Annotated in this window: 24 protein-coding genes and 1 pseudogene; 7 read left to right on the top strand and 18 right to left on the bottom strand. The window is 40.0% G+C overall.

Annotation, left to right across the window (positions count from 1 at the left end):
- Window positions 1–7: 7 nt before the first annotated feature.
- The 3 genes and pseudogenes from ACFSVN_RS07270 to ACFSVN_RS07260 all read right to left on the bottom strand — a co-directional run bounded on the left by ACFSVN_RS07270 (window position 8) and on the right by ACFSVN_RS07260 (window position 2,322).
- A complete protein-coding gene (locus ACFSVN_RS07270) occupies window positions 8–952 on the bottom strand; it encodes a succinylglutamate desuccinylase/aspartoacylase family protein (protein ID WP_390300528.1) in 945 nt (314 codons plus the stop codon).
- Window positions 945–1,867, bottom strand: a pseudogene (gene rimK / locus ACFSVN_RS07265) (30S ribosomal protein S6--L-glutamate ligase). The gene ACFSVN_RS07270 and the pseudogene rimK overlap by 8 nt, the downstream one beginning before the upstream one ends.
- Window positions 1,867–2,322, bottom strand: coding sequence for an ATP-dependent zinc protease family protein (locus ACFSVN_RS07260; RefSeq protein WP_390300526.1), 456 nt, complete (start codon window positions 2,320–2,322; stop codon window positions 1,867–1,869). Before ACFSVN_RS07260 ends, rimK begins: the two are co-directional and overlap by 1 nt.
- Window positions 2,323–2,425: 103 nt before the next feature.
- On the opposite strand from ACFSVN_RS07260, the gene ACFSVN_RS07255 reads away from it, so the two are divergent.
- Genes ACFSVN_RS07255 through ACFSVN_RS07245 form a run of 3 tightly spaced genes read left to right on the top strand, consistent with a single transcriptional unit; the run spans window position 2,426 to window position 4,934 of the window.
- Window positions 2,426–3,289, top strand: coding sequence for a 5'-nucleotidase, lipoprotein e(P4) family (locus tag ACFSVN_RS07255; protein WP_390300524.1), 864 nt, complete (start codon window positions 2,426–2,428; stop codon window positions 3,287–3,289).
- Window positions 3,290–3,312: 23 nt separating this feature from the next.
- Window positions 3,313–3,846, top strand: coding sequence for a hypothetical protein (locus ACFSVN_RS07250; protein ID WP_390300522.1), 534 nt, complete (start codon window positions 3,313–3,315; stop codon window positions 3,844–3,846).
- Window positions 3,847–3,857: 11 nt separating this feature from the next.
- Window positions 3,858–4,934 carry an alanine racemase gene (locus ACFSVN_RS07245; RefSeq protein WP_390300520.1) on the top strand — a complete coding sequence of 359 codons (1,077 nt, stop codon included), beginning with the start codon at window positions 3,858–3,860 and terminating at the stop codon, window positions 4,932–4,934.
- A 1-nt stretch (window position 4,935) separates the two neighbouring features.
- Here ACFSVN_RS07245 and ACFSVN_RS07240 read toward each other — a convergent pair whose 3' ends face one another.
- The 15 genes from ACFSVN_RS07240 to trpE form a co-directional block, all read right to left on the bottom strand.
- Entirely contained in the window at window positions 4,936–5,955 is a 1,020-nt protein-coding gene (locus ACFSVN_RS07240; RefSeq protein WP_390300518.1) for a S66 peptidase family protein, read from the bottom strand.
- A 29-nt stretch (window positions 5,956–5,984) separates the two neighbouring features.
- Window positions 5,985–6,569: a nicotinate (nicotinamide) nucleotide adenylyltransferase gene (gene nadD, locus ACFSVN_RS07235; protein ID WP_390300516.1), complete on the bottom strand. Its 585-nt coding sequence runs from the start codon at window positions 6,567–6,569 to the stop codon at window positions 5,985–5,987.
- Window positions 6,569–7,393 (bottom strand): outer membrane protein assembly factor BamD, encoded by an 825-nt coding sequence (locus ACFSVN_RS07230; RefSeq protein WP_390300514.1) that lies wholly within the window; start codon window positions 7,391–7,393, stop codon window positions 6,569–6,571. The genes nadD and ACFSVN_RS07230 overlap by 1 nt, the downstream gene beginning before the upstream one ends.
- A gap of 19 nt (window positions 7,394–7,412) precedes the next feature.
- Window positions 7,413–8,408 (bottom strand): polyprenyl synthetase family protein, encoded by a 996-nt coding sequence (locus ACFSVN_RS07225; protein ID WP_390300512.1) that lies wholly within the window; start codon window positions 8,406–8,408, stop codon window positions 7,413–7,415.
- Window positions 8,409–8,456: 48 nt separating this feature from the next.
- Window positions 8,457–9,482 (bottom strand): type 2 isopentenyl-diphosphate Delta-isomerase, encoded by a 1,026-nt coding sequence (gene fni / locus ACFSVN_RS07220; RefSeq protein WP_390300510.1) that lies wholly within the window; start codon window positions 9,480–9,482, stop codon window positions 8,457–8,459.
- Between the two features lie 91 nt (window positions 9,483–9,573).
- Window positions 9,574–10,356: a methyltransferase domain-containing protein gene (locus tag ACFSVN_RS07215; protein ID WP_390302315.1), complete on the bottom strand. Its 783-nt coding sequence runs from the start codon at window positions 10,354–10,356 to the stop codon at window positions 9,574–9,576.
- 14 nt (window positions 10,357–10,370) lie between these two features.
- A complete protein-coding gene (locus tag ACFSVN_RS07210) occupies window positions 10,371–11,474 on the bottom strand; it encodes a DUF4837 family protein (protein ID WP_390300508.1) in 1,104 nt (367 codons plus the stop codon).
- A 9-nt stretch (window positions 11,475–11,483) separates the two neighbouring features.
- On the bottom strand, window positions 11,484–12,281 hold the full coding sequence (trpA, locus tag ACFSVN_RS07205; protein WP_390300506.1) for a tryptophan synthase subunit alpha: 798 nt from the start codon (window positions 12,279–12,281) through the stop codon (window positions 11,484–11,486).
- 112 nt (window positions 12,282–12,393) lie between these two features.
- Window positions 12,394–13,611, bottom strand: coding sequence for a tryptophan synthase subunit beta (gene trpB / locus ACFSVN_RS07200; protein WP_390300504.1), 1,218 nt, complete (start codon window positions 13,609–13,611; stop codon window positions 12,394–12,396).
- Between the two features lie 108 nt (window positions 13,612–13,719).
- Window positions 13,720–14,373 carry a phosphoribosylanthranilate isomerase gene (locus tag ACFSVN_RS07195; protein WP_390300502.1) on the bottom strand — a complete coding sequence of 218 codons (654 nt, stop codon included), beginning with the start codon at window positions 14,371–14,373 and terminating at the stop codon, window positions 13,720–13,722.
- 3 nt (window positions 14,374–14,376) lie between these two features.
- Window positions 14,377–15,189 (bottom strand): indole-3-glycerol phosphate synthase TrpC, encoded by an 813-nt coding sequence (trpC, locus tag ACFSVN_RS07190; RefSeq protein WP_390300500.1) that lies wholly within the window; start codon window positions 15,187–15,189, stop codon window positions 14,377–14,379.
- A 63-nt stretch (window positions 15,190–15,252) separates the two neighbouring features.
- Window positions 15,253–16,293: an anthranilate phosphoribosyltransferase gene (gene trpD, locus ACFSVN_RS07185; protein ID WP_390300498.1), complete on the bottom strand. Its 1,041-nt coding sequence runs from the start codon at window positions 16,291–16,293 to the stop codon at window positions 15,253–15,255.
- Between the two features lie 3 nt (window positions 16,294–16,296).
- A complete protein-coding gene (locus ACFSVN_RS07180) occupies window positions 16,297–16,860 on the bottom strand; it encodes an anthranilate synthase component II (protein WP_390300496.1) in 564 nt (187 codons plus the stop codon).
- Between the two features lie 47 nt (window positions 16,861–16,907).
- Window positions 16,908–17,894: a tryptophan--tRNA ligase gene (trpS, locus tag ACFSVN_RS07175; protein ID WP_390300494.1), complete on the bottom strand. Its 987-nt coding sequence runs from the start codon at window positions 17,892–17,894 to the stop codon at window positions 16,908–16,910.
- Between the two features lie 71 nt (window positions 17,895–17,965).
- Complete coding sequence (gene trpE / locus ACFSVN_RS07170) at window positions 17,966–19,426, bottom strand: anthranilate synthase component I (RefSeq protein ID WP_390300492.1); 1,461 nt, start codon at window positions 19,424–19,426, stop codon at window positions 17,966–17,968.
- Between the two features lie 334 nt (window positions 19,427–19,760).
- Here trpE and ACFSVN_RS07165 point away from each other — a divergent pair, with 334 nt between their 5' ends.
- The 4 genes from ACFSVN_RS07165 (at window position 19,761) to ACFSVN_RS07150 (ending at window position 24,156) form a co-directional block, all read left to right on the top strand.
- Window positions 19,761–20,564, top strand: a complete 804-nt coding sequence (locus ACFSVN_RS07165) for a hypothetical protein (RefSeq protein WP_390300490.1) — start codon at window positions 19,761–19,763, stop codon at window positions 20,562–20,564.
- Window positions 20,565–22,163 carry a hypothetical protein gene (locus ACFSVN_RS07160; protein WP_390300489.1) on the top strand — a complete coding sequence of 533 codons (1,599 nt, stop codon included), beginning with the start codon at window positions 20,565–20,567 and terminating at the stop codon, window positions 22,161–22,163. It begins immediately after the preceding gene.
- 68 nt (window positions 22,164–22,231) lie between these two features.
- A complete protein-coding gene (locus ACFSVN_RS07155) occupies window positions 22,232–23,218 on the top strand; it encodes a hypothetical protein (RefSeq protein WP_390300487.1) in 987 nt (328 codons plus the stop codon).
- Complete coding sequence (locus tag ACFSVN_RS07150) at window positions 23,215–24,156, top strand: PorV/PorQ family protein (RefSeq protein ID WP_390300485.1); 942 nt, start codon at window positions 23,215–23,217, stop codon at window positions 24,154–24,156. The genes ACFSVN_RS07155 and ACFSVN_RS07150 overlap by 4 nt, the downstream gene beginning before the upstream one ends.
- Window positions 24,157–24,158 lie beyond the last annotated feature (2 nt).

The following is a 24,158-nucleotide window of genomic DNA, read 5'->3' as shown; positions in this document are numbered from 1 at the left end:
TATTTGTTTATTTGTTATATGCATAATGAAGGAGTGCGTCACCCTTATTTACTACAGGACAATTATTTAAACCGATTACCATCCCATCATGAGGTGCAATAACTCTTGAATTCAGTTCACCATAAGGGTCTTTTATCAAGCCTAAAACTTGTCGTTTATTCAATTCTTCACCAAGTTCGGCTTTTGGAATAAAAAGCCCTGCATTTTTAGTCCTGATCCAGGTAGAATTATTGAACACCTTTGATTTATTTGGTTCAGGTGCTTCAGACATCATTCCCAAATATTTCATTAATCTTTTTGCTCCATTAATGCCTTCTTCGATCCCAAATTCATCATATCGAAGAGATTCACCGGTTTCGTAAACCAAGATCTCTTTCCCTTTCTTATGAGAAGCACTTCTGAAAGACTTTGATATGAGGGAAGAATGCATCATTACAGGAGCTCCAAAAGCTTTAGCCAACTCTTTGGCTTTTTTGATCTTAAAGGAACACCGGATCTGGGGATAGTTGGAACGTGCTGCTCCCCCAGTATGGAAGTCGATACCATAATCAATTTCAGGTATGATTTCCTTCATCAAAGTATGCGCCAATAACTTGGCCAATGACCCTCCTTTAGCCCCCGGAAAACTTCTGTTTATATCTTTCCCATCCGGTAAACCACGTGAGTTTTGTATAAATCCATAGATGTTTACAATTGGTATCGCGATCACAGTACCTTTTTCAGGGATCACCTGTTCCCGCTCTATCATTCGCCGAACGATCTCCACACCATTGATCTCATCTCCATGCAGTCCTCCGGTCAGTAACAATACGGGACCGTCAACCGGGGCGCGATAAACTAATACAGGCAGGTCAATACTCGTATAGGTAGGAAGTCGAGCTATGTTCAGGTTTATGATCCGCTCTTCTCCAAGCCCGATCTTCTGTTTGTTTATAGAAATAGAATCAGGCATTTTTCTTAGCCTTTTTCTTACGAGCTGGGTTGATCTTTCGGCCTTCAACTGCTTTTTCTATATAACTTATTATACTGCTCGCAATATCTTTTTTGGTCGTATTCTCAATACCCTGTAACCCGGGTGAAGAATTCACCTCAAGGATCAGCGGCCCTCGTTCGGATTGCAGCATGTCCACACCTGCAATCTGGAGATCCATGGCATGAGCGGCAGTTAAAGCAGCCTCTTTTTCGGCTTTGGATAATTTTATCAAAGTTCCGGATCCGCCTTGGTGTAAATTGGACCTAAATTCACCTTCCTTACCTTGTCTTTTCATGGCCCCAACAACTTTGCCATCAACAACAAATGCACGAATATCGGCACCTTTGGATTCTGAAATGAATTCTTGAACAATAACACGCGCCTTCATAGCATGAAAGTCTTCAATAATAGACTCAGCGGCTTTCTTTGTTGGGCCAAGCACAACTCCGTGTCCTTGTGTTCCCTCCAGTAATTTTACGATCAAAGGAGCTCCCCCAACCGACTCTATTAGTTTTTTAACCTCTTTGGAATAATTCGCAAATACGGTTTTAGGTAACCCGACTCCAGAACTGGCCAATAGCTGTAAACTTCTGAGTTTATCTCTGGATCGCACTAGTGCTTGAGAATGGACAGCGGTAAATACTTCCATCATTTCAAATTGACGTACCACTGCAGCTCCGTAAAAGTGACAGAAGCACCGATTCTTGGTATAATCGCATCCAAATAATCTATGCGCTTACTCTTATAGTAAATCTTCGGATCATCCTGTTCTATTACGATGTCACATTTCAAGTGATCGATAACCTCAACTTCGTGCCCTTTTGATTCTGCCGCTTCTACTAAACGACCTGTTGAATAGAGTGATGAGTTTCTGGATAAAATTCCGATCTTCATTAAGATTCCTTGGTCTTTGTATTCTTAGAACTATTTGTGCTTGTTACATCTACTATAAAAGGGCCTTTCTTGAGGAACTTACGCCCTATGAGCAACGGGTATTTCATTGCCGATCTATCCGTTAAAGAAAATTCGATGGTATACGAACCGTCAAAAAAATTAATCTTTGTTTGAATAAAATATCTCAGCTCCTTTTCCCCATTTGAGCTTTTTACTTCTCTTTGATCATGAATAGGCATTTCAATCTTACGGTCGTTATAAGACTCATGATCAGGATCCAGTAAATAAAAACGGATCCAATTTGCATCTCCTTTTTTAAAAGGTTCAATATGATGGCAATGCAAACTCGAAGTGAAAGCCCCGGTATCAATTTTTGCTTCGAGAGCATAAAATTCCCATTCAGGAAGATCTACCTGCTCAAGTCGTCCAATGATCTTTAGCTTTGATGTATTCATTTAGAAAATAAAAATAACGGTTTAATTGGCTAATTACATTCTTAGATATAAGTTATTTACGTTATTTTCATTTCATATCTTCTAAAAAAACTGAACAATCATTATGTATTCCCAAAAATTTGGCATTCTGATTCTTTTACTGAGCGTACTGATCGGTGCCTGCGGCTCAACACAGCAGATTACAGAATCAGATGAAATACCGCTTAACAAGACTACTCAGGCAACTCTTTGGGTGCAAAACGCTGCAGAATACACCGCAATTACGACTCAGTCTTATAATACAGCTCAGCGTATGCTTCCATTATCGCTGGAAGATTCCTTCTGGACCGCTTCTCTGAATCAGCAAGAGAATGAAAATCACCTCTCCCTCCCTCCTGCAATAATTATGGATATTGACGAAACTGTGCTCGATAATTCGCCTTTTCAAGCCAGAATGATCAAACAGAATAAAGCCTTTAATATTGCAGATTGGAACGCATGGTGCAATGAGGCGAATGCAGATCCTGTTTCCGGGGCATTGGAATTCACCAATTTTGCGGCTGAAAATGGAGTTGCCATCTTTTATATCAGTAATAGAAGCTACGAAGTTGAAGATGCTACTAGGAAGAACCTAATCGAAAAGGGATTCCCCGTTTCCGATTCCATTGACACGATCATGAGTAATGGAGAAGAGCCGGATTGGAATTCTTCTAAGGTAGAGAGACGTAAAGTGGTGGAAGAAAATTATCGCATTCTTATGGCTTTTGGTGATGACCTGAACGACTTCTTGCATGCCAAAGGTATCACCCAAGACAAACGAGCAGCTCTTGTTGAGGAAAACGCGAATAAATTTGGGCGCATGTGGTTTGTACTTCCTAATCCGGTATATGGCTCCTGGGAAGATGCTTTATTTGATTTTGAGGATGATCTGACTGAAGATGAACAAAATTCTATTTTGCAAGAACGGCTTAACTCAAAGAATAATTAACAGAAACTCTCATTTATATAGGTATGAAATTAGGATTATTGATCATATCAATACTTTTCGGCATTCAAACCGCTACCTATTCACAGATCGTGTTTGAGCCTAAAGAACAGAAAAAAGAACGATCACTCCCTGTTCATTCCTTGTATATAGATATTCTTGGAAATGCCTATTCTTACTCTCTTAATTATGATGTGATAAATAAGAACAATATTGGATTCAGAGTTGGAATCACCCCTTATTTTGATCTTACGATCAATGATAAAGAATTACCGAAGAACAATGATCGGTCTTCTCAAAGCTTTCTCTTAATTGGAATGGGTAATTATTATTTCGGAACAGGATTACATCGGTTAGAAACAGGATTAGGAATGGTTTTTTCAGTTACCGACAGAAATATTCGCCCGGGACTACCTACTTACCCTGCTTTCACAGGTACTATCGGGTACAGGATCATCCCTTTTAAAGAAAATATTACACTTCGTTTAGCTTTCACTCCAATTTTGTCGGGCGATGAATTTTACCCTCATATTGGATTTTCAATAGGATATATATTTTAAGAACAGTAAACATGAGCTCTATCTATCCCACCCTTTTTGTGGACCTTGAAATCGTCAAAAACAACATTGCAGCCATGGCTGATAAAGCCAGGAAATGTAATGTTGAATTTCGACCACATTTTAAGACCCATCAATCAAAAGAAATTGGAAGGATCTTTCGTGAATTTGATGTTTCCGGTATTACCGTTTCTTCAGTTAAAATGGCAAAATACTTTCTAAATGATGGATGGGATGATATCACTATTGCATTCCCTGCCAATGCATTAGCTATTAATGATTATGATGATATTGCTTCCAAATGTGACCTTAAAACGCTGGTTATTTCAGAAGAGGTTATACGGAAATTAGATCAGGACCTTAATCAGGAACTTGGCCTGTATATAGAAATTGACCCTGATTACGGCCGAAGCGGCCTACCGATTAGTAACATCAACCGTATACGATCAGTACTTACTGAGATTCATAATTCAAAACACTTTTACCCTGCAGGATTTTATTGTCATGCAGGTCATACCTATAAATCTAGATCCAAGGAAGAAGTTGAAGAGACTGCGTCTGCAGCTTTAAATAAGCTGAGTGATTTAAAGAAGCATTTTCCGGAACTCCCTATTTGTTTTGGAGACACCCCCTCCTGCAGTGTGTTAGAAGATTTTGGGCCAGCTGATCAGGTCAGTCCAGGTAACTTTGTCTTTTACGACTGGATGCAGGTTGAAATAGGTTCATGTACACCCAATGAGATCGCTGTGCACATGGAATGTCCCGTTATTGAGAAATTTGAGAATAGAAACCAAGTGCTTATACATGGTGGGGCAGTTCATTTCTCAAAAGATTTTGTGCAAGTCAATGGAATGAAGAGTTTTGGGGAGCCTCGTCTAAAACACCTTTCAAAAGAGACGTATATCAGTAGTCTATCCCAGGAGCATGGCATCATTCAGTGCAGTCCACAGGTTTATAAGGAGATCGAGATCGGTGAAGCCATACAGATATTCCCTATTCATTCGTGCCTTACTGCTGATCTGATGCAGTCCTATAAGACACTAGAAGGCAGGGTGATCGATCATTTATCAGGTACTGAACGCCCCAAATGAACTAAACCACAGCCGAATCATTGATTCTTATTATTTGGGTGGCTGCATCTATTGTCCCTGAAATTCCAAAAGGGATGGTCACATTATCATCCTCATGACTTATCATTGCACCATAGAACGCAGGAATATTCAATGGACTGATATGATCTTCAAACACCTGTTCTAAAGTAAGACTGTTATTACCGGCCGAGCATTCTGTACATTTCCCAAATACAAATCCGGATAATTGATCAAGGACTCCGGCGAGTTTCAATTGGGTTAGCATCCGGTCGATTCGATAGACACTTTCTCCGATATCCTCCAGAAATAGAATAGCTCCTTCAAATGACGGCAGGTATTCTGATCCTATCATAGAAACCAATACGGATAAATTCCCCCCGATCAATCTTCCTTCTGCAGTTCCTGGAGTAATCGTAAACTGGTCTTTAGAGTTATCCGGAATCATGTATTCTACTTCTTCTCCATTCCAAATAATACTTTTGAAAGAATCAGTAGTGAACGAATTCCATACTGATTTACCTACCGGACCATGAAAAGTATACAGATCACTCCTCTCATAAAAAGCCATATGCAGGGAAGTAATGTCACTGAATCCACAGAACACCTTTGGGTTAGACCTGATTACATCATAATCTATATAAGGTAAAATACGGTTGCATCCCCACCCTCCTCTTATGCACATTATCCCATCAACTTTTGGGTCTTTAAACATATTCATTAGATCTTCTAACCGTTCTTGATCTGTGCCGGCCAGATAGCCATTTCGATTACGGACATGCTTTCCCAGTTTGAGTTCGAAACCCAGATCAGTGAGATTAATGAGCATTTCATCAAATACTGATTCTTCGTAAATGGGACTGGCTGGAGCAATTAATCCTAAAGTATCGCCTTCCTTTAATGCCTTTGGTTTTATCTTACCCTTTACCGGTAAGTTTGTATTACAGGCCGTACCGCTAATCGTCATTCCGGCAAGTGAAGCTAAAGCCGTAGTTCTAAGAAAATCCTTACGTGTAAAATTCATTCTTTTCTATAATTATTGGGTAGCAGTAGTTAGCTATATAACTGCTCATTTTCAATAATTAATGCTACCTCTTCAGGAACCTCTTCCCTAATGGACGTCTTCTTTTTTGCTTCACTCCGAATATCAGAAGATGAAATATCAAGTGGGGTATGTGATACGAAATGAGTTTGAGACAGGATATCATCCTCAGTTTCATCATGTGAAACACCGGGACGCTGAGCTACCAACAACTCACATTCTTCCAGTATTTTATCATAAAATTTCCAGGTATGAAATTTAGCAAGGCTATCCTCTCCCAAACAATAAAAAAAGGTAGTATCAGGATATTCCTTTTTCAGATGCCTGATGGTTTGAATACTATAGGAAGGTTTTGGCAAGCTATTTTCAACAGTATTGATCTTAACTTTTTCCATACCTGAAAAAGCAACCTCCAGCATATCGAGTCTGGTTTGGTAAGATGTTGTCGATTTTTCTTGCTTATGTGGCGGGAAAGGGGTTAACAAAACCCATAACTCATCAATAATACTCGAATCAATGAATGACTGAGCAATGGAAATATGACCATTATGTACAGGATCAAAAGTTCCTCCAAATAATCCCACACGATGAGTCATTAACTCTGAGAGGTTTCTGAAACTTTTGGTGTGGGTACTTCTGCAAGCTTTTGTTGTGCTTCATCATGCAGACTTTCTACTTCACTTCTATACTCACTATCCGGAAAAAGCTGAAGGAATTTTTCATAGGTTTCAATAGCGCTTGAATATCGCTCTGCCTGACGGGCAATGATACTGTTGTCAGCATAGGTAATATATGTCTGAATCTGATCTACTAATGATCTCTCTGCCCACTCTGTTTCAGGATACTGATCTATTGTCTCATCAAAATAGATGTTTGCCGCCCTGTACCGGTCAGTTCTTACATAAAACTGTGCAGCTTCATAAGATTTACGAGCTAATTTATTTCTTAATTCATCGATCCGATCGGCAGCTTCAGGAACTAGTTCAGAATCAGGGAAACGATTATTGAATAACTGAAAACGTTCTATAGCCCTGCGCGTAGAGGTTTGATCCAATTTATATCGTGGACTTTGATGATAATAACTCATAGCAGCTTTAAATTCTGCATCTTGCCTTCTTGGATCCTGAGGGTACAAACTGACAAATCGGTCATACTCAGATGCAGCCAAAAGGTAGCGACGTCCGCTATAGTAACTTTCTGCAAGATAATACTGTGCTTCCTGACCATAATTTGTTCCCCGGCCTAATCGGGTTACTGTATCAAAAGCATCAGCAGCTTCACTAAAATCTTCTTCTTCATATAGCGCCATTGCCTTTCCGAAAGCTACATCAACAGTGTCTCCTCGTTTAATAAGCTTATCGTTTTGGCAAGCGGTGAAAAGAAACAGGAAACTAAATACAACTAAAAGTTTTTTACGCATTGAATAAATTTGTTCTGATTTAATGGTCACGATTCTGTAGAAAGATAAGAAGTTTTTCAAGCTCTTGTTGATATTCTGAGGGTGTAAATTTATTGAGCACTTCAAAGGCTTTTTTATAATGCTGATCCACTTCTTCTGATACATCTTTAAGCACATTCAATGATTTCATAATATCCAAAACTTGATCCACCTTTTCAGCTTCAGGATCATCTGTATTCAAGGTATCCTGTATTAATGCTGCTTGTGCCTTATCTGCCCGTTCTAACGCAAGTATGGTAAGATATGTTTTCTTTCCTTCAAAAATATCTCCACCTGGTCTTTTGCCAAATTTTTCAGGATCAGCGGTAGCATCCAGGAAATCATCCTGTATCTGAAAAGCAATCCCCATTTCATATCCAAGTTCATAAAGTTGACTTCTTTTTTGAGAAGAAGCGTGCGCAGATATAGCCCCCATTTCAAGCGCGGCGCCTAATAATGCTGCAGTTTTGCCGGCTATCATCTGTATATATTCTTCGTGTTTCACATGTCTGCGTTCAACAAATTCCATATCTAAGGCTTGTCCTTCACAAACGGTGATTATGGCCTTTGAAAAAACTTCATGAATAGCAGCATATTCATCTTTTGAGAAAGATTTATTCTTAGCATAATACCCAAGCTGCCGGTATGCATCTGCAAACATCACATCTCCGGAAAGAATTGCTGTGTTCTCATTCCATTTTTTGAAAACACTGGGTTCTCCTCTGCGGGTATCCGCACTGTCCATAATATCATCATGCACCAGAGTAAAATTATGCAAGATCTCTACAGCCAAAGCAGCAGGTAATGCATCATTAATATCACCTTCACACAACCCACAAGCTAAAAGAGTTAACATGGGACGAATACGCTTACCTCCTACAGAGAGAGCATAACGATAGGGCTCATAAAGGGTTTTAGGTTCACCCGGAAGATCAAGTTCCTGCAGGGCCTTTTCGATCCTGTTTAGTAATTTTTTTTGAAGGTCTGTTTTACTCAATGTTCTGTTTGTAGATGAAGTAAGAATATAAGGAAATTGGCTGATGCATTAAGAAATTTCTCGCAGGTGTGCAGTATTCAATTCTGCTATACTTTTACATCCTAACAACGTAAGAATAGTCTTAAGGTCTTTTTGCCAATGAGAAAAAAGGTGATCAAGTTCATCTATTCCATTTTTGTTGATCGCTTTGATAATCGGCTGAGCAGTGGCCGAAAAATGCGCTCCCAAGCAAAATGATTTAGCCATATCAAAAGCAGAACGAATTCCGCCGGATGCAATGATCTCAAAACTACGTTCCCATTCTAACTTGCTAAGTTGCAGTAAACATTCAGTGGTAGGAATTCCCCATTCATCAAATTGATGATCAGCTGATTTGTTTGAGCTTCTGAAATTTTCAACTTTTGCCCAGCTGGTCCCCCCCGCTCCGGAAATATCAATCACTTCAACTCCAACATTCAGCAAACGCCGCGCTGTATGCTCAGAAATTCCAGCACCTGTTTCTTTTACAATAACTGGTCTTTCTGTGTCTTTGACCAACCGTTCAATACCATGTAATATACCCTTGAAATCTCGATCTCCTTCCGGTTGCATTAATTCCTGGAGGGGGTTCAAATGAACAATAACAGCATCAGCTTTGATCGAATCTATAATTTTGTTGATCATTTTAACCTCAAGCCCTCCAACAAGTTGAGCGCCTCCAATATTAGAACATATAAATGCGTTTGGAGCATGTTTTCTAACAACAGAAAAGGTATTAGTCAGGCTTTCATCTTCCAGCATGGCTCGTTGACTCCCTACTCCAAAAGGAAGATCATACTGTTCGCAAAATTCAGCAATAATAGCATTCACCGGGCTGGCATCAGCATAACCACCTGTCATGGAAGAAATGAATAAAGGAAAGCTAAACGTCCTGCCGAGTAAGATCGATTCAGTGGACACTTCACTGAAGTTCACCTCTGGCAATGCGTTATGAATAAATCTAAAACGTTCAAAACCTGTGTTCTGAACATACTGAGTACCATCAGTTAAGGTAAGCTCTACGTGGTCTTTTTTTCGATCTCTGATGTCTGTCATGCTGATAAATTGCTACTATTCTAAAGAAAACACAAAGCCGGAGCACAAATAATATATAACTGAAATTTTAATAGGTTAAATAAAACTGATGTCACTGAGTTTTTTTAGCAGCCAAATATACAATGTGCCATTTCACTTTCACCTTTCCATCACTTTTACTGTCCCAGTGATCCGTAAGTAACTTAAACTGTTTTGTACTTATCGATTTATCCAAAACACTGATGGAGGCACCAATATTTTTAAGATGTCGGAAAAAATCCATAGAGGAGTCGAATTCCTTAAAAAGGTCATTTTCATAATAATCAATTTGTATAGGCCCCATGGATAGCTTTACAAGTACCTCCTCCACATCAGGTAATGGGTTCGCAGTATGAGGAAGACCTAATTCCAGACAATTCTCATACCATTTTGGGAATGAATGATTTCCCGGAAAAGCCGCTAACATAATTCCGCCGTACAGTAGCGATTCTCCTAAGTTCTGCAGCCCTATGGAAGTATCTTTAAACCAATGTGCCACAAAATTACTGATCACCAGTGCAAATTCCTCTGAGTCAGCTTTATAATCATTTACATCTAGTTGGCGAAATTCTACATTATCAGTGGCAATATCTTGTCTACAAAGTTCTGCTTCACAAAATTTGAGCATCTTTCTAGAGGCATCGGTTACGATCAACTTCCTCTCAGGGAATTCCTTAATGAGTTTTGAGGTCAGGAATCCTGTACCACAACCTACTTCCAGGATCGGTCCTGAAGGCAGGGTTTCCTTCCAGGGAATAAGTGAAGAGATCAACCCTTCTGCTACTTTAAGCTGAATATCAGCTTCACGGTGATAGGCTTCTGCTCGCTCACCAAATACTTCTGCTACTTTATTGATGGTACTTTAATTTTCTAAAGATTAGGATCTTCTTGTTCAACAGTCCAGGTAGAATCAGACTGAAATGTTCTTCCCATAGCCCGAAACTGACGTACAAATGGTAATTTTTTGCGTACACTCGGGGCAAATTGATTATAATCAACCATAAACAAACGGTTTGTATCAGGGTCGTAGTAGGTAAAATTAACAAATGGTCCTCCCATCAAACCGTTCATCATATACCATGTTCCGCGGGTTTCATATGTTATAAGCCTTCCCATTTGAAAAGATTCCGTTTCTATAGGCCTTCTTACCTGATCGTTAATATATGTCTGAACATACATCGAATCTCTGGCCCCTTTAATGAATTGCTCCTGAAGAGAATCTCTGGTAGCAATGATCCAATCCTGATCTAAGAAAGAGATGTCATCTACATTATCTTGGTGCCAGGTCCACATCCAGCGATCGTTCTCGGGAAGGAATCTCCGAAAACTATGGAAATTCAACGTATCAATATTTTTAATATAATCATGCTGAATGCGAACTTTATACCCATAATTTTCCCAAAGAGAATCTGAATATTGAGTTTGTTCATAGCGTTCATAAACAAAGTACTCCCATCTGGCCAGCTCTTTTTCAAGCATATTGCTAAGAAGTGAGTTTTCAGTATTTCTGATCTTCTGGGCCAACACAGAATCAGAAGTAGAAGTTAAGATGAGGGCATATTGATCCTTATACCATTGATCTTCAAAAGGGAAAGCAAAACTTTCTCCTGCTCGTACCCGCTGTTCAATGGTTTCATCAAGAAAACCACGTATTTGTCGGCCGGTATTGGAATCTTCATCAATGGGTGCTGCAAAAATAATATTCTTTTGACTTCTGATGCGTTCCAGATGATCCTGAGATCGGATACGAGTGAATCTGAGGTCATAATAAGGTTCACCATTAGGAACAGTCAAGACCCATTTACCAAATACATCACGAATGGCTTCTGCGGTTTCGCTTTCCCATTGAGTTGAATCCATAACAACAACAACTTCCCGGGTATTACCATCAGCAAGAGGACGATAGTCTCCATCGCATGAGATAAACAACAAAAGAAAAACGGATGCAATAAGTGATAAATATGTGCGCTTCATAATTACGAATTAGTTTCCAAATTTAAGTGAGTGAACGAAGGAGAATAACTCAGATTGCCATCCCTCATTCGGATAGTGTTTTTTGATGGTATCAATTAAGGCACTTCCAACTATAAATCCATCGGCATTTGATGCGATATCCAAGGCATCGGCATGTGACTTAATACCAAAGCCGACCATAACCGGGTTTAGAGTGATGTTAGATCGAACCCGTTCTATAAAACGTGAAACTGATTTTGATACTTCTTCACCATCCCGGGCACCGGTTACTCCCGTCACGGAAACACAATATACAAATCCCTGAGAGTTTTCATCGGCCTGCTTCATGCGAACATCCGAAGTATTCGGAGCTACCAGATGAACTATGTTCAAATTATTCTTTTCTGCCTGTTCTTTGATGATACCATCTTCTTCTAAGGGGATATCAGGAATGATCAACCCATCCACGCCTGCTTCCTCTGCATTTTGGGTGAACTTATCTACGCCATATCGCAATACCGGATTCATATAACCCATCAGGACAATAGGGATCTCCGAATGTTTGCGTACTTCCTTTACCATCTCAAATATCTTATTCATGGTATTACCGTTTTGAATGGCCACATCACTCGATTGTTGTATGGTCGGGCCATCAGCCAAGGGATCACTAAATGGCATTCCTAACTCAATGATATCAGCTCCGTTCTCTTCAAATCCCAAAATGAGATCAACAGTAGAATCCAGGTCAGGATATCCCGCTGTTATAAAAAGACTCATCAGTTTTTGGTCGTCTTTTCTATTCTTAAATACGTTTTGAATTCGATTCATTATTTATAATAATTTCGTTATGGAACGCGGATGATACGGATCGAGCGGATAGTCACGGGAATTAATTAATCGGTGATCATCCGCTGTATCTTCATAACCCGTGTACTATTCTTTAGTCTTTTTCGCGAATGTATTCTGAAATGGTGCCCATGTCCTTATCCCCTCTTCCTGAGAGATTCAATACAATAATTTCATCTTTGGAAGTCTGTGGCATTAATTTCTCTAACCATGCAAAAGCATGAGCGGTTTCGAGTGCAGGAATGATGCCTTCTGTTTCTGATAACAATTTGACCGCATCCATGGCTTCTTCATCGGTTACGGCATTGTATTCGACACGACCCAGATCTTTAAGGTGCGCGTGTTCAGGCCCTACACCGGGATAATCCAATCCTGCACTAATAGAATGGGCTAATTCGATCTGACCTTCATCACTTTGAAGCAGATAACTTAGAGATCCGTGTAAAATCCCGGGTGTTCCTTTACTCATAGTCGCAGCCGTTTTCCCTGATTCCACTCCAAATCCAGCTGCTTCAATTCCAATGATCTTTACATTTTCATCTTCTATAAATGGGTAGAAAAAACCTATGGCATTTGAGCCGCCTCCTACACATGCCACTAAATAATCCGGGTTCCTCCCTTCAGCTTTATCAATTTGATCCTTTGTTTCATTGCCTATCACTTCATGGAAATATCGAACCATCATTGGGTATGGATGAGGACCTACCACTGAACCAATGATATAGAAAGTAGTATCCACATTGGTAACCCAGTCACGAATTGCTTCGTTAGTCGCATCTTTTAGGGTTCTGGAACCACTTGTCACGCTTCGGACTTCAGCCCCAAGTAAACGCATACGGTCGACATTCAATTTCTGACGAACCATGTCTTCTTCGCCCATATATACAATGCATTCCAAGCCAAACTTAGCACAAGCCGTTGCAGTTGCAACTCCATGCTGACCTGCTCCTGTTTCAGCTATAATACGCTTCTTACCCATTCTGCGAGCCAGAAGAACCTGTCCAATAGCATTATTGATCTTATGAGCTCCAGTATGACAAAGGTCTTCTCTTTTCATATAGATCTTTGCCTTTCCATAATATTCGGTAAGCCGGTTTGCGAAAGTAAGTTTTGTAGGCCTGCCTACGTATTCATCCAGCAATGCGGATAACTCTTTTATAAACTGAGGATCATCTTTAGCTTTAGTAAACTCTTCCTCCAATTCATGAATAGCGGGAATAAGAATCTCAGGAACGAATTTTCCACCGAATTGACCGTAATAGCCTCTCGCATCTGGAAATTTATAGGTCTTAGTCTTGGTTTGTGTTGCCATAATATCGTTTGAACTTGTCATCTTATCCTCGATTTCTCGGGCTGAAAGATTTAAATCTATATTGCTTATGTAGGTTATTTGCTTTCAGTAAGAATGACTTTTTTTGATTTAGTTTTCTTCTAATGCTCTTATTTCATTCATAAAAGCTTCAATTTTGCCAAAGTCTTTGAGCCCGGGCTTTTGTTCCAGGCTGCTCGAAACATCAACTGCAAAAGGCTGAACGGTTTCTATAGCTTTTTTGATGTTATCAGCCTTCAATCCTCCGGAAAGAAAAAATGGGATGTCGTCTCCGATTTCTTTCAAGATATTCCAGTCGAAGGCCGTTCCGGTTCCGCCCCATTTCCCATCGATCTTTGAATCAAATAACAAATAATCGGCTACTTCAGCATATTGTTCAACCTGATGTTTTAGAAGATAGTCAACCGTTTCTTCCTCAATATGAATTACTTTTATTATAGGCTTCTCGATAAGTCCGCAATACTCGACAGATTCATCTCCATGAAGCTGAACAAAGTCTAAACCTGTTTCTTTTGCTATTTGATTTACATCATCCAAAGGCTGATTTACAAAAACACCTACTTTTTCAGGCCCCTCGATCCAATTTATTATCGCCCCGGCCTCTCCCGGCTCGATATATCGGGGACTCTTCTCATAAAATATGAAACCCAAATAATCGACCAATGCACCCGCTGCAAAACGAGCATCTTCCAAATTGGTTATCCCACAGATCTTAATTTTAGTTTGCTTATTCTCGTAACTCATCAACTAACTGTATTGCTTTTTAAATTCTACTTTTGCATTCTCGAGCAATCCTCTTACAGCTTTTCCCGGATCTTTTTGCCTCATGAAATATTCACCTATTAAAGCAGAGTGAATTCCTTCTTTCTGTAATAAAGCCATGTCTTCCCCGGTAGATAACCCACTTTCTGAAACTAATACCGTTCCTTTTGGTGCTTTTTTTAGCAGTGAGATCCCGCGATGGACATCCACTTCAAAGTTCTTAAGGTCCCGGTTGTTCACTCCTAAAATATCCACTATATCAAAGTTGATTCGATCAAGATCATTCTGATCATAGCATTCAACCAGTGCGTCGAGTCCAAATTCCTTTGCCGCATGAATCAATTCATCAAGCTGTTTTCCCTCTGTTATAGCAACAATGATCAATACAGCATCCGCTCCATAAGCCCTTGTTTCTTTGACCTGATAGGGATCGATAATAAAGTCCTTTCGGAGTAATGGAAGTTGCGTACGTTTTGAGATGGCCTCTAAATAGTCCAGATCACCTTTAAAAAACGGTTTATCAGTCAACACTGAGATAGCAGCAGCACCTGCTTCCTCATACCTTAAGGCAATATCTACCGGATCAAAATCCGGACGTATAACACCTTTTGAGGGGGAAGCTTTTTTTACCTCGGCAATAATGGATATGGAGTCGGTTCCACTTAAAGTGCTTTTAAAAGACAGATGTTTTTTTTCAAATCCCTCAAAGGAATTGAAATCTGCAAAAGAGACCTGTTTCTTACGTTTAACCAGGTCATAAGCTGTCTGAGCAGTTATTTGTTCTAATATGTTACTCATTAAAGTTACTTAGGTTCGAATAGTATTGTGATGCAGATGGCACGTTACTCATGTTAAGTTCAATTAGTATTTAAAAGTACCCATTGCATCGTTTGTGGCATCCATAAAATCGTTTAGCATCTTGCGAGCCTTACCCGATTTAAGTGCTTCCACCGCGTGATCTTTCGCATCTTCAAGCTTCTCTACTTTTCCGGATGCCTGAATGGCAAAAGCGGCGTTCAGTAAAGCGATATTTTGTTGCGCTTCCGTTGCTTCATTTGCCATGATATTGGTCAATATCTTTGCATTTTCTTCTTTTCCATCCCCCATTAGTTCATCCATGCTAACTTTTTGGAAGCCAATAGATTCCGGGTCAAATATGATAGAGGTTGAAACTACTTTATCCTTTAATTCAAAGATCTCAGATTGAGAAGTAAGACTCACTTCATCCAGCCCGTCATGGGCATTAAATGTGTAAGCAAAATCAGTGTCCAGATTGGCCAGGATATGGACCATTTTTTTGGCTACTTCTTTGTTAAATGCGCCAATAACATAACGTTGTACTCCGGCCGGATTCACCATCGGGCCCAAAATATTGAAAAAGGTTCGAAAGCCTAATTCACGTCTAGTTGGCATCACGTATTTCATAGCCGGATGAAAAATAGGAGCAAACATAAAGGCCATGCCAATCTCATCAAAAACCTGTTCTACCTGTTCTTTACCCAATTCAATAGATGCTCCCATATATTCCAAAACGTCAGCACTTCCGCATTTACTAGAAGCACTTCGGTTTCCATGCTTTATTACCGGCACTCCGGCTGCAGAAGTAATAAAAGAGGCTGCTGTTGAAATATTAAAGGTACCCGACTGATCGCCTCCTGTTCCGACAAGATCAATAGCACCGGCTATATCTACATCTACTTTAACGGCCTTAGACCGCATTACTTTTACAAAGGAAGTCAATTCTTCAATAGTCTCTCCTTTTAATCGCATGGCTGTAAGGAAAGAGGCTATACGCTCCTCTGAAACGTCCCCACTCATGATCATATTCATTGCCATTTCAGCTTCAACCTGACTAAGGTTTTCAGAGAATGAGAGTTTATTGAGTATACTTTTAAAATCCATGGATTATTGTCTTAACCAGTTTGAAATTAATTTGGGTCCTTCTGTAGTAAGAATACTTTCCGGATGGAATTGAATCCCTTGAATAGGAAATTTTTTGTGACGGATTCCCTGTATAACATCATCATCGGAATAAGCTGTTACCTCAAGTACTTTTGGTAAAGTATCAGGATCTAAGGTTAGGGAATGATAACGTGTAGCAACAAAGTCTTTTTCAACACCATCAAATATATAATTTCCGTTATGTGATACCTTTGAAACCTTGCCGTGCATTAACTTAGGGGCATGTACAACTTTAGCTCCAAACACCTCACCAATAGCCTGATGTCCCAAACAAACTCCCAATATCGGTATCTCTTTACCAAGTTCACGGATGATCTCTTCGGTTATTCCTGCATCATGAGGACGCCCCGGTCCGGGCGAGATCAATATTTTGGTTGGCTTAAGTTCACGGATCTCATTCAAAGTCATAGCATCATTACGGATCACTTTGTAATCCTCGGTCTCTGCCGCTACCAAATGCACAAGGTTGTAGGTGAATGAGTCGTAGTTGTCAATAATTAGGATCACTGATGTTGATGATTGGGTTAAATTTATTTCCTAAAGCAATGTTAAAATCAAAAGTGCCGTACAATTCCTGTTACTTCTCTGATAGGTTCCATAACACTCTCAGCACGTTCACGGGCTTTCTCTCCGCCTTCACGGAGTATGTCACGGACATAATCCATGTCTTTAACCAACTCACGTCTTCGTTCTCGGGCCTCACCAAAGTAATTTTCTATCATGCCTAAAAGTTCCTTTTTGGCATGTCCGTAACCATATCCTCCCGCACGGTACTTCTCAGAGATCTCATCCTGTTTTTCCTTGTCGGTAAATAGTTTAATGAGTGCAAAAACATTGTCTGTGGAAGGATCTTTAGGGTCTTCAAGAGCAGTGGAATCAGTTTCAATAGACATCACGCGCTTTTTTAAAGCCTTTCCTTCCGCAAAAATATTGATCGTGTTGTCATAACTTTTGCTCATTTTTCGTCCATCTATACCCGGCACCACAGCTACCGATTCTACAATATGTTCTTCAGGAAGTTTAAGATACTCACCGTTATATGTATGATTAAATTTACCGGCAAGGTCCCGGCAAATCTCAATGTTTTGTTTCTGGTCCTGACCCACCGGCACCACATCCGAGTGATAAATCAAGATGTCAGCAGCCTGAAGAATGGGATAGGTAAAAAGCCCGATGTTGGGATTCATACCCTGTGCAACTTTATCTTTGTAAGAAACACCTTTCTCCATCAGGCTTACCGGAGTAAGAGTCCCCAATATCCATGCAAGTTCTGTAACCTGTGGCACATCACTCTGAGCAAAAAAAGTGCACTTATCAGGGTCTAGTCCTAATGCAAGGTAATCAAGAGCAATGTCCCAGGTATTCTGGCGTACTTCTTCCCCTTTATTTACAGATGTAAGAGAATGATAGTTGGCTATAAAATAAAAGGCGTCTCCTTTATCCTGAATAGCTATATGCTGGCGAATTGCCCCAAAATAGTTGCCAATATGAAGTTTTCCAGATGGGGTTATACCTGATAAAATAGTCTTTTTCTTACTCATTGATCTTATTAGTTATATAATGTGTATAAGGTTTTTAGTAATCTCAAAGTTTCCAAAAAATACTCCGGTAATCACTGAATATCTAAAGCTACGCTAAGCGCCTGAATAAGAGCTCCTGCTTTGTTTTGCGTTTCCTCGAATTCCTTAGTGGCATTACTGTCAGCCACTATTCCTGCTCCAGCTTGAATATACGCTTTGTTCCCTGTTACAACCATGGTACGAATGGCAATGCAAGTATCCATATTTCCTGAAAAATCAAAATACCCCACCGCCCCTGCATAGATTCCACGTTTTGTTTGTTCAAGTTCATCAATGATCTCCATTGCACGGATCTTAGGGGCACCGCTTACTGTACCTGCAGGGAAACATTGCATCAATGCATCAACGGAGGTTTGATCATCCTGTAACTCACCTATAACATCACTTACAATATGCATAACGTGAGAATAGCGCTCTATAACCTGATTCCGCTCCATTTTAACCGTGCCTGGTTTACAAACCCTGGAGAGGTCATTACGCCCCAAATCTACCAGCATGATATGTTCAGCCACTTCTTTTGGGTCATTTTTAAGATCTTTTTCCAATGCCAGATCTTCTTCATGTGTTTTCCCTCTAGGACGAGTACCTGCTATAGGAAGAACTCTCGTCTTGCCTTCCTGTACACGTACCAAAACTTCAGGTGATGAACCCACCAATTGAAACTCATCAAAATCCAGATAGAATAAATATGGAGAGGGATTCACCATTCTGAGAGCCCGGTATAACATAAACGGGTCTCCACTCATATCAGCCTCAAATCTTTGTGAAAGCACGACCTGGAAGATATCACCTTCATAAATATACTCTTTACCCTTCTTTACGATCTGCTCAAAGTAAGTTTGAGTCATATTACTGGTGAGAGATTCAGTATCAATACTGAATGGGCGGCTTTGGTAGTTAGAGCTCAGTGCAGCTTCCTCCATTTCATCCAGACTCTGCTGTGCTCTTTCATATGCAATATGCAGATCTGATTCCTCTTCCGTAAAAATCGTTTTAATCAAAACCACCTGATGCTTCACATGATCAATCGCTAAGATCTCATCATAAAAGGCCCATATGGCCTCAGGCAGATTGAGGTCATCTTCAGGAACATTTGGCAGATCCTCTACCTGACGAAAAGTATCATAGGCAGAAAATCCAACGGCACCGCCTTTCAATCTCGGAAGCTCAGGAAGTGGCGGTTCAGAATAAGCTGTTGTAAGCTCTTTTAGCTTATCAAAATATGTTGATTTTACTTTTTCTGTACCGTCCTTAGTCTCCAGAGTCGTTTTTTCGCCGTCAAATATCAGTTTTTGATAGGGATTCCTTCCAATAAAAGAATAACGGGCAAGCTGCTCTCCTCCTTCTACCGATTCAAGTAGGAATGGAAATTCTGCGGCTTCTCTGATATTCAAAAACAGAGAAACCGGAGTCAAAACATCTGATAACAATCTCCGATAAATGGGGATAGCCGTATAATCTTTACTAAGTTCTAAAAACTGTTTTTTATTCATTTGAACCAATACTAAAACACAAAAGCACTAAATTTACTTTGAGTGATTTCGTGGTAGTTTATTTAAACAAAAAAACCCACTATTCATCGAACAGTGGGTTTTTTAAAAAATTCTTTTCAATCGCTCAATTACATACGATGCCCACTGCTATTTATAGCAACCGGCCACCACCAAGAATTCATATGAGCGTTTTTATTTTTCATAACGCGTCGAATATACAGGCATCAATACGTACATGCAATAAGAATGAGGTAAATATCAGTTTATAATTACGTATTGGATTTAAGAATACCGAATTCGTACCATTACTCTCATAATTAAAGAAGCTATTGTCTTGAAGAAAATATTCATCTGCTTTTCCATTTTAAGCATTGGTTCTATCATATCCGCTTGTGATGAAACTCCTGGTCCAGCTTCTGTTTTGGAGGATGCCCCAGCTATTACTCATATTCAGGTTCAGCCAAAAAATGTAGAATTCACGGTTGAAGAAGACGGTTTTAAAGACGACACTACTATTACTGTCGAGGTATTTGTATCCACCATAAATATCTCTAATGACCAACCACCATTGTACATTATGGCAGATAAAGGCTCCGGAACAGAGATCGCCGCAGGTACATTTGATATAATAAATTCTGAAAACGGTGATTTTAGGATCGAAATTCCAATAGAAACTTCAACTACTTCCTTTGAAGAATTTATCATTAATGCTTTTCCATCATCAAATACAGGGGTTGGAAATTTTGCTCAGGCTTCATTTGAGATTAGTGGTATTTCCAACAATGCACCGGTGATTTTAGAAACTGATAACCCGGATGAGATTCAGCTCCCCTCTTCGGGTAACCAGAATGTCACATTCACTGCAAAAGTAACTGATGAGGATGGTCAGAATACGATCGAGAATGTTTTTATGAGACTTATCAGTAAAACTAACGGAGAAGTTGGTAATTCCCCTTTTCCTCTTTACGATGATGGCACAAATGGAGGTGATGAAATAGCAAACGATTCCCTCTTTACCCTGACTTTTCAAATCAATGAGCAGAATCAGTCTGACACCTATTTCCTGGAATACTTTGCGATCGATCAGGGCGGATTGGTAAGTGATACTGTAACCTCCACATTCAGCATAATTGAATAGATGAAAAAGTTATGTATATCCATAGCCCTGATTTTATCTCCTTTTCTGGGGTATACTCAGGTTATTGGACCCGAGAATCCTGACATTGATAAATTCAATACCATTCGCCAAAATTCGGTGAGCACCATTGCCGCAATTGGTGATACAATTTGGGTCAGCCCTGCACTTAATCGGAATATTGGAAATGCCGGTGAATGGTTTTCACCGGATAATGCGGTTGAGGTTGTTAATGGGGCAAGCCGTGTATTCTCACTTAGTTTAACTCAAGATACAGTAATAGCAGGTTTAGGATTTTCTGCTGAAAGTCCTGCCGGCCCTGTTCCCTCCGGTTATGGTTTCTATACCAGTATTGACGGCGGGGAAAGCTGGAGGCTCATTGAATTTCCTCTTGACCCCGAGCCCCCTTCGTCTTGTGAGCCTACTGCAGAAACCTATGATCCTATTTGTGATATAGAGTTCCAGTTCGGAGATGAAACCTACACAAGGATACGAACTACAGTTCCACAACAATCTCCCCCTTATGCCGTGGATTCAAGAGGAGATGTCATTTTTGTTGCTGCCTGGGCTTCAGGGTTGCTGAGAAGCACCGATTTCGGCGATTCCTGGGAAAAGGTAATACTTCCCCCCTCATCCGTTGACAACTTTAATCCGGATGAAGATTATGAATGGACATCATCTTACAACGGTGAAATTATAAACAGGTATGACCCCAGAGGTGACAATAACCTTTTGGGATTCGGGGTTCTGATAGACTCCCAAGACAGACTTTGGCTCGGAAGTGCCGGAGGCATCAATATTTCCGAAAATGCACTCAGTGCTCCGATAGATAGCATTTCATGGAAACACTTACGTTTTAATAATACTTCGAACGGTTTACTGGGTGATTGGATCATTACAATAAAAGAGGATCCTCAAACGAATCGTATCTGGCTTACAAACTGGATCGCAGATCAGTCACAACAACAAGGGTTGGTTTATACCGACGATGTTGGTGAGAGTTTTACACAGGTTTTAAAAGGCGAACGCATTAATGATATAGGATTTAAAGACGACTATATTTTCGCTGCCGGAGATAACGGGCTGTTTATCTCTGAAGATGAAGGCGATAGTTGGGTCAGGTCGCCGCAGATCAAAAGCCCCAATACATTTATAAAACCTTCAGCCCAGTACTTTTCTGTAGCCTCAACCCTTGAAAGAGTTTGGATCGGTACTGATGATGGTATTGCCTCTACCGATGATTATGGTTCTTCCTGGGAGATAACCCGGGTAGATTTTCCTCTTACCGGAGGGAACAGATACGATCCAGATGGAAGGGATGTAAAAGCCTATGCGTACCCGAATCCTTTCTCCCCAACCGTACATGAAGTTGTTCGCATTAAGTTTGAAGTTGAAAAACAAGGTAATGTTAGAGTTCGGATCTTTGATTTTGGAATGAATCTGGTTAGAGAAATTGAAAACGGGAGCTTTGTTCCAGGTACTTATGAGGCAGTATGGGATGGACATGATGGAAGAGGAAGAAAAGTAGCAAATGCACCTTATCTCTATATTATTGAAACTAACGGCAGAGAAATTAATGGTAAAATTTTAGTGGCAGATTGATGAGAGCTATACCTACATTTAAAAAAATAGCTTTTGGGCTTGTCGTATTCCTGACAACATTTTTAATAATGCCTGAATTACTTGCGCAAAACGGTGGGTTTGCTGGCGCTTCAACACGACTTGGTTACAGTGCAAGAGGCATGGCTATGAGCAATGCCATGTCTGCAGTTACATCAGAAGGTGCATTTCCATATTACAACCCTGCACAATCAGCCTTGTTATTAGGGAGTAAACAAACAGATCTGACTGTTGGTGCATTGAAATATGACAGGGTATTTCAAAGTACCGGAATACAACTTCCGCTTCCTCCTTCCGCCGGCTTAGCCATCAATATCATTAGAACCGGTGTAAACGATATAGATGCCAGAACTTCAAGTGGATATCCACTGGATAGATTTGACGCATCCGAGTATCAAATATCAGGCAACTTTGGGCTTAGGTTAACAGAGAAATTTTATGGGGGTATTGGTTTAAAATTCAGCATTGCCAATTACCACCCTCGACTTGATAATTCGACCAGTTTCGGTGTCGATATCGGCTTTCTTTATCAAACTGATGCTAATATGAACCTCTCACTAACCATAAAAGATCTATTAGCTAACTATTCCTGGAATACTCAAAACCTATATAATTTGAGTCAAGCCCAAGATGTTATTAATGAGTTCCCCACCCGTATTATTACGGGAATTGCTTATCAGGAAAATGATTTCACCCTTTCTGCTGATGCCGAATTACAGATATATAATTCAGAAATAGAGAATACTGAATTAGTTGTTTTGGATGGAAATCCCGTTTATACATCAACAACTGAAGAGGTACAAACCAGTTCCGTACAATTCAGGCTTGGAGGTTCTTGGCAGGCTCATGAACGGTTCACTCTCAGGGGCGGTTGGCAACTTCCAGATTTCGGACAAATAGAAAGCTGGGCTTTGAGTTCCGGCTTCTCCTTACACCTCCCTTTCGATGTGTTTTCACCCTCTGTTGATTATTCTTTTGTTATGGAGCCATATAGAATTTCCAACATGCATGTTTTTTCATTAAGATTGAATTTATGAGAACAGGATATTTAACTATTGTCTTTATTCTACTTTCCACACCCGTGCTGGCTCAGGGTTCCGGCTTCGAAATGCTTAATATTTCCCCAACACCTAATTCGCTATCTAAAGCTGAAGCTGCTACAACCTTAGCTGATGGATCTGCTTCCATTTATTCCAATCCCGCTTTGTTGGCCTATGCGAACAAATCATCCATTGACCTTGGCTATTCATTCTGGATTGCAGATGTTGACAATATCTTTGGTGGTGTCAATTTCCTAAGAAACAGAAGTGCTGTAGCATTTTCTTTCTATACTTCCGGCAGCAGTGAGTATCAACAATTTGTTAACCCAGGAGAGCCCAATGGCAGTTTTTCCATTCAATACCTATCGATAGCTGCCGCGTATGCTTATAATTTTAAATACTTCACTATCGGCGCAACAGCCCAGTATCTGAACGAAGAGAATTTTACATATAATGCAAATGGTTATGCATTTAATGTGGGTTTGGCTTCTCAATTTTTTAACGATCGTCTTCGTCTTGGTACTTCCCTGACTAATCTGGGCGAGATGGAGAAATTAAATATTGAGTCTACACAGTTACCCTCTACCTATAGAGCAGGAATCTCTGCAGACCTTATTGAATTTACGGCCCAAAGGAATGGTGAACTTCCCATATTGATATCAGCTTATGCTGATTTCATATCACCCCTTCAAGAAACCTCAGGTAAGGACTTTGCCGATTACAGTGCTTCTGAGAACTATGTGAATTTAGGTCTTAAGTTTATGATAGCAGAAGTACTGGAATTGAGCAGTGGATACAAAACACAAAATAATGTACGCCCCATTTCTTTTGGAGCCGGCTTTTCTACCGATGAGATCACTTTTAATTATGCGCTAATTCCTTTTAATACCGGTTACGGAACGGTACATTCCATCGGAATTCAGTATAAATTTTAAAA

Origin of the sequence: Gracilimonas halophila (assembly GCF_042684365.1) — a bacterium.
Classification (GTDB): Bacteria; Bacteroidota; Rhodothermia; order Balneolales; family Balneolaceae; genus Gracilimonas; species Gracilimonas halophila.
This window is presented reverse-complemented; position numbering and strand designations above follow the sequence as displayed.

Excerpts from the sequence above, each read along its gene's own strand:
- ACFSVN_RS07270 (WP_390300528.1), bottom strand. The coding sequence starts at position 952 with ATGCCTGATTCTATTTCTATAAACAAACAGAAGATCGGGCTTGGAGAA.
- ACFSVN_RS07260 (WP_390300526.1), bottom strand. The coding sequence starts at position 2,322 with ATGAATACATCAAAGCTAAAGATCATTGGACGACTTGAGCAGGTAGAT.
- ACFSVN_RS07255 (WP_390300524.1), top strand. The coding sequence starts at position 2,426 with ATGTATTCCCAAAAATTTGGCATTCTGATTCTTTTACTGAGCGTACTG.
- ACFSVN_RS07250 (WP_390300522.1), top strand. The coding sequence starts at position 3,313 with ATGAAATTAGGATTATTGATCATATCAATACTTTTCGGCATTCAAACC.
- ACFSVN_RS07245 (WP_390300520.1), top strand. The coding sequence starts at position 3,858 with ATGAGCTCTATCTATCCCACCCTTTTTGTGGACCTTGAAATCGTCAAA.
- ACFSVN_RS07240 (WP_390300518.1), bottom strand. The coding sequence starts at position 5,955 with ATGAATTTTACACGTAAGGATTTTCTTAGAACTACGGCTTTAGCTTCA.
- nadD (WP_390300516.1), bottom strand. The coding sequence starts at position 6,569 with ATGACTCATCGTGTGGGATTATTTGGAGGAACTTTTGATCCTGTACAT.
- ACFSVN_RS07230 (WP_390300514.1), bottom strand. The coding sequence starts at position 7,393 with ATGCGTAAAAAACTTTTAGTTGTATTTAGTTTCCTGTTTCTTTTCACC.
- fni (WP_390300510.1), bottom strand. The coding sequence starts at position 9,482 with ATGACAGACATCAGAGATCGAAAAAAAGACCACGTAGAGCTTACCTTA.
- ACFSVN_RS07210 (WP_390300508.1), bottom strand. The coding sequence starts at position 11,474 with ATGAAGCGCACATATTTATCACTTATTGCATCCGTTTTTCTTTTGTTG.
- trpA (WP_390300506.1), bottom strand. The coding sequence starts at position 12,281 with ATGAATCGAATTCAAAACGTATTTAAGAATAGAAAAGACGACCAAAAA.
- trpB (WP_390300504.1), bottom strand. The coding sequence starts at position 13,611 with ATGGCAACACAAACCAAGACTAAGACCTATAAATTTCCAGATGCGAGA.
- ACFSVN_RS07195 (WP_390300502.1), bottom strand. The coding sequence starts at position 14,373 with ATGAGTTACGAGAATAAGCAAACTAAAATTAAGATCTGTGGGATAACC.
- trpC (WP_390300500.1), bottom strand. The coding sequence starts at position 15,189 with ATGAGTAACATATTAGAACAAATAACTGCTCAGACAGCTTATGACCTG.
- trpD (WP_390300498.1), bottom strand. The coding sequence starts at position 16,293 with ATGGATTTTAAAAGTATACTCAATAAACTCTCATTCTCTGAAAACCTT.
- trpS (WP_390300494.1), bottom strand. The coding sequence starts at position 17,894 with ATGAGTAAGAAAAAGACTATTTTATCAGGTATAACCCCATCTGGAAAA.
- trpE (WP_390300492.1), bottom strand. The coding sequence starts at position 19,426 with ATGAATAAAAAACAGTTTTTAGAACTTAGTAAAGATTATACGGCTATC.
- ACFSVN_RS07160 (WP_390300489.1), top strand. The coding sequence starts at position 20,565 with ATGAAAAAGTTATGTATATCCATAGCCCTGATTTTATCTCCTTTTCTG.
- ACFSVN_RS07155 (WP_390300487.1), top strand. The coding sequence starts at position 22,232 with ATGCCTGAATTACTTGCGCAAAACGGTGGGTTTGCTGGCGCTTCAACA.
- ACFSVN_RS07150 (WP_390300485.1), top strand. The coding sequence starts at position 23,215 with ATGAGAACAGGATATTTAACTATTGTCTTTATTCTACTTTCCACACCC.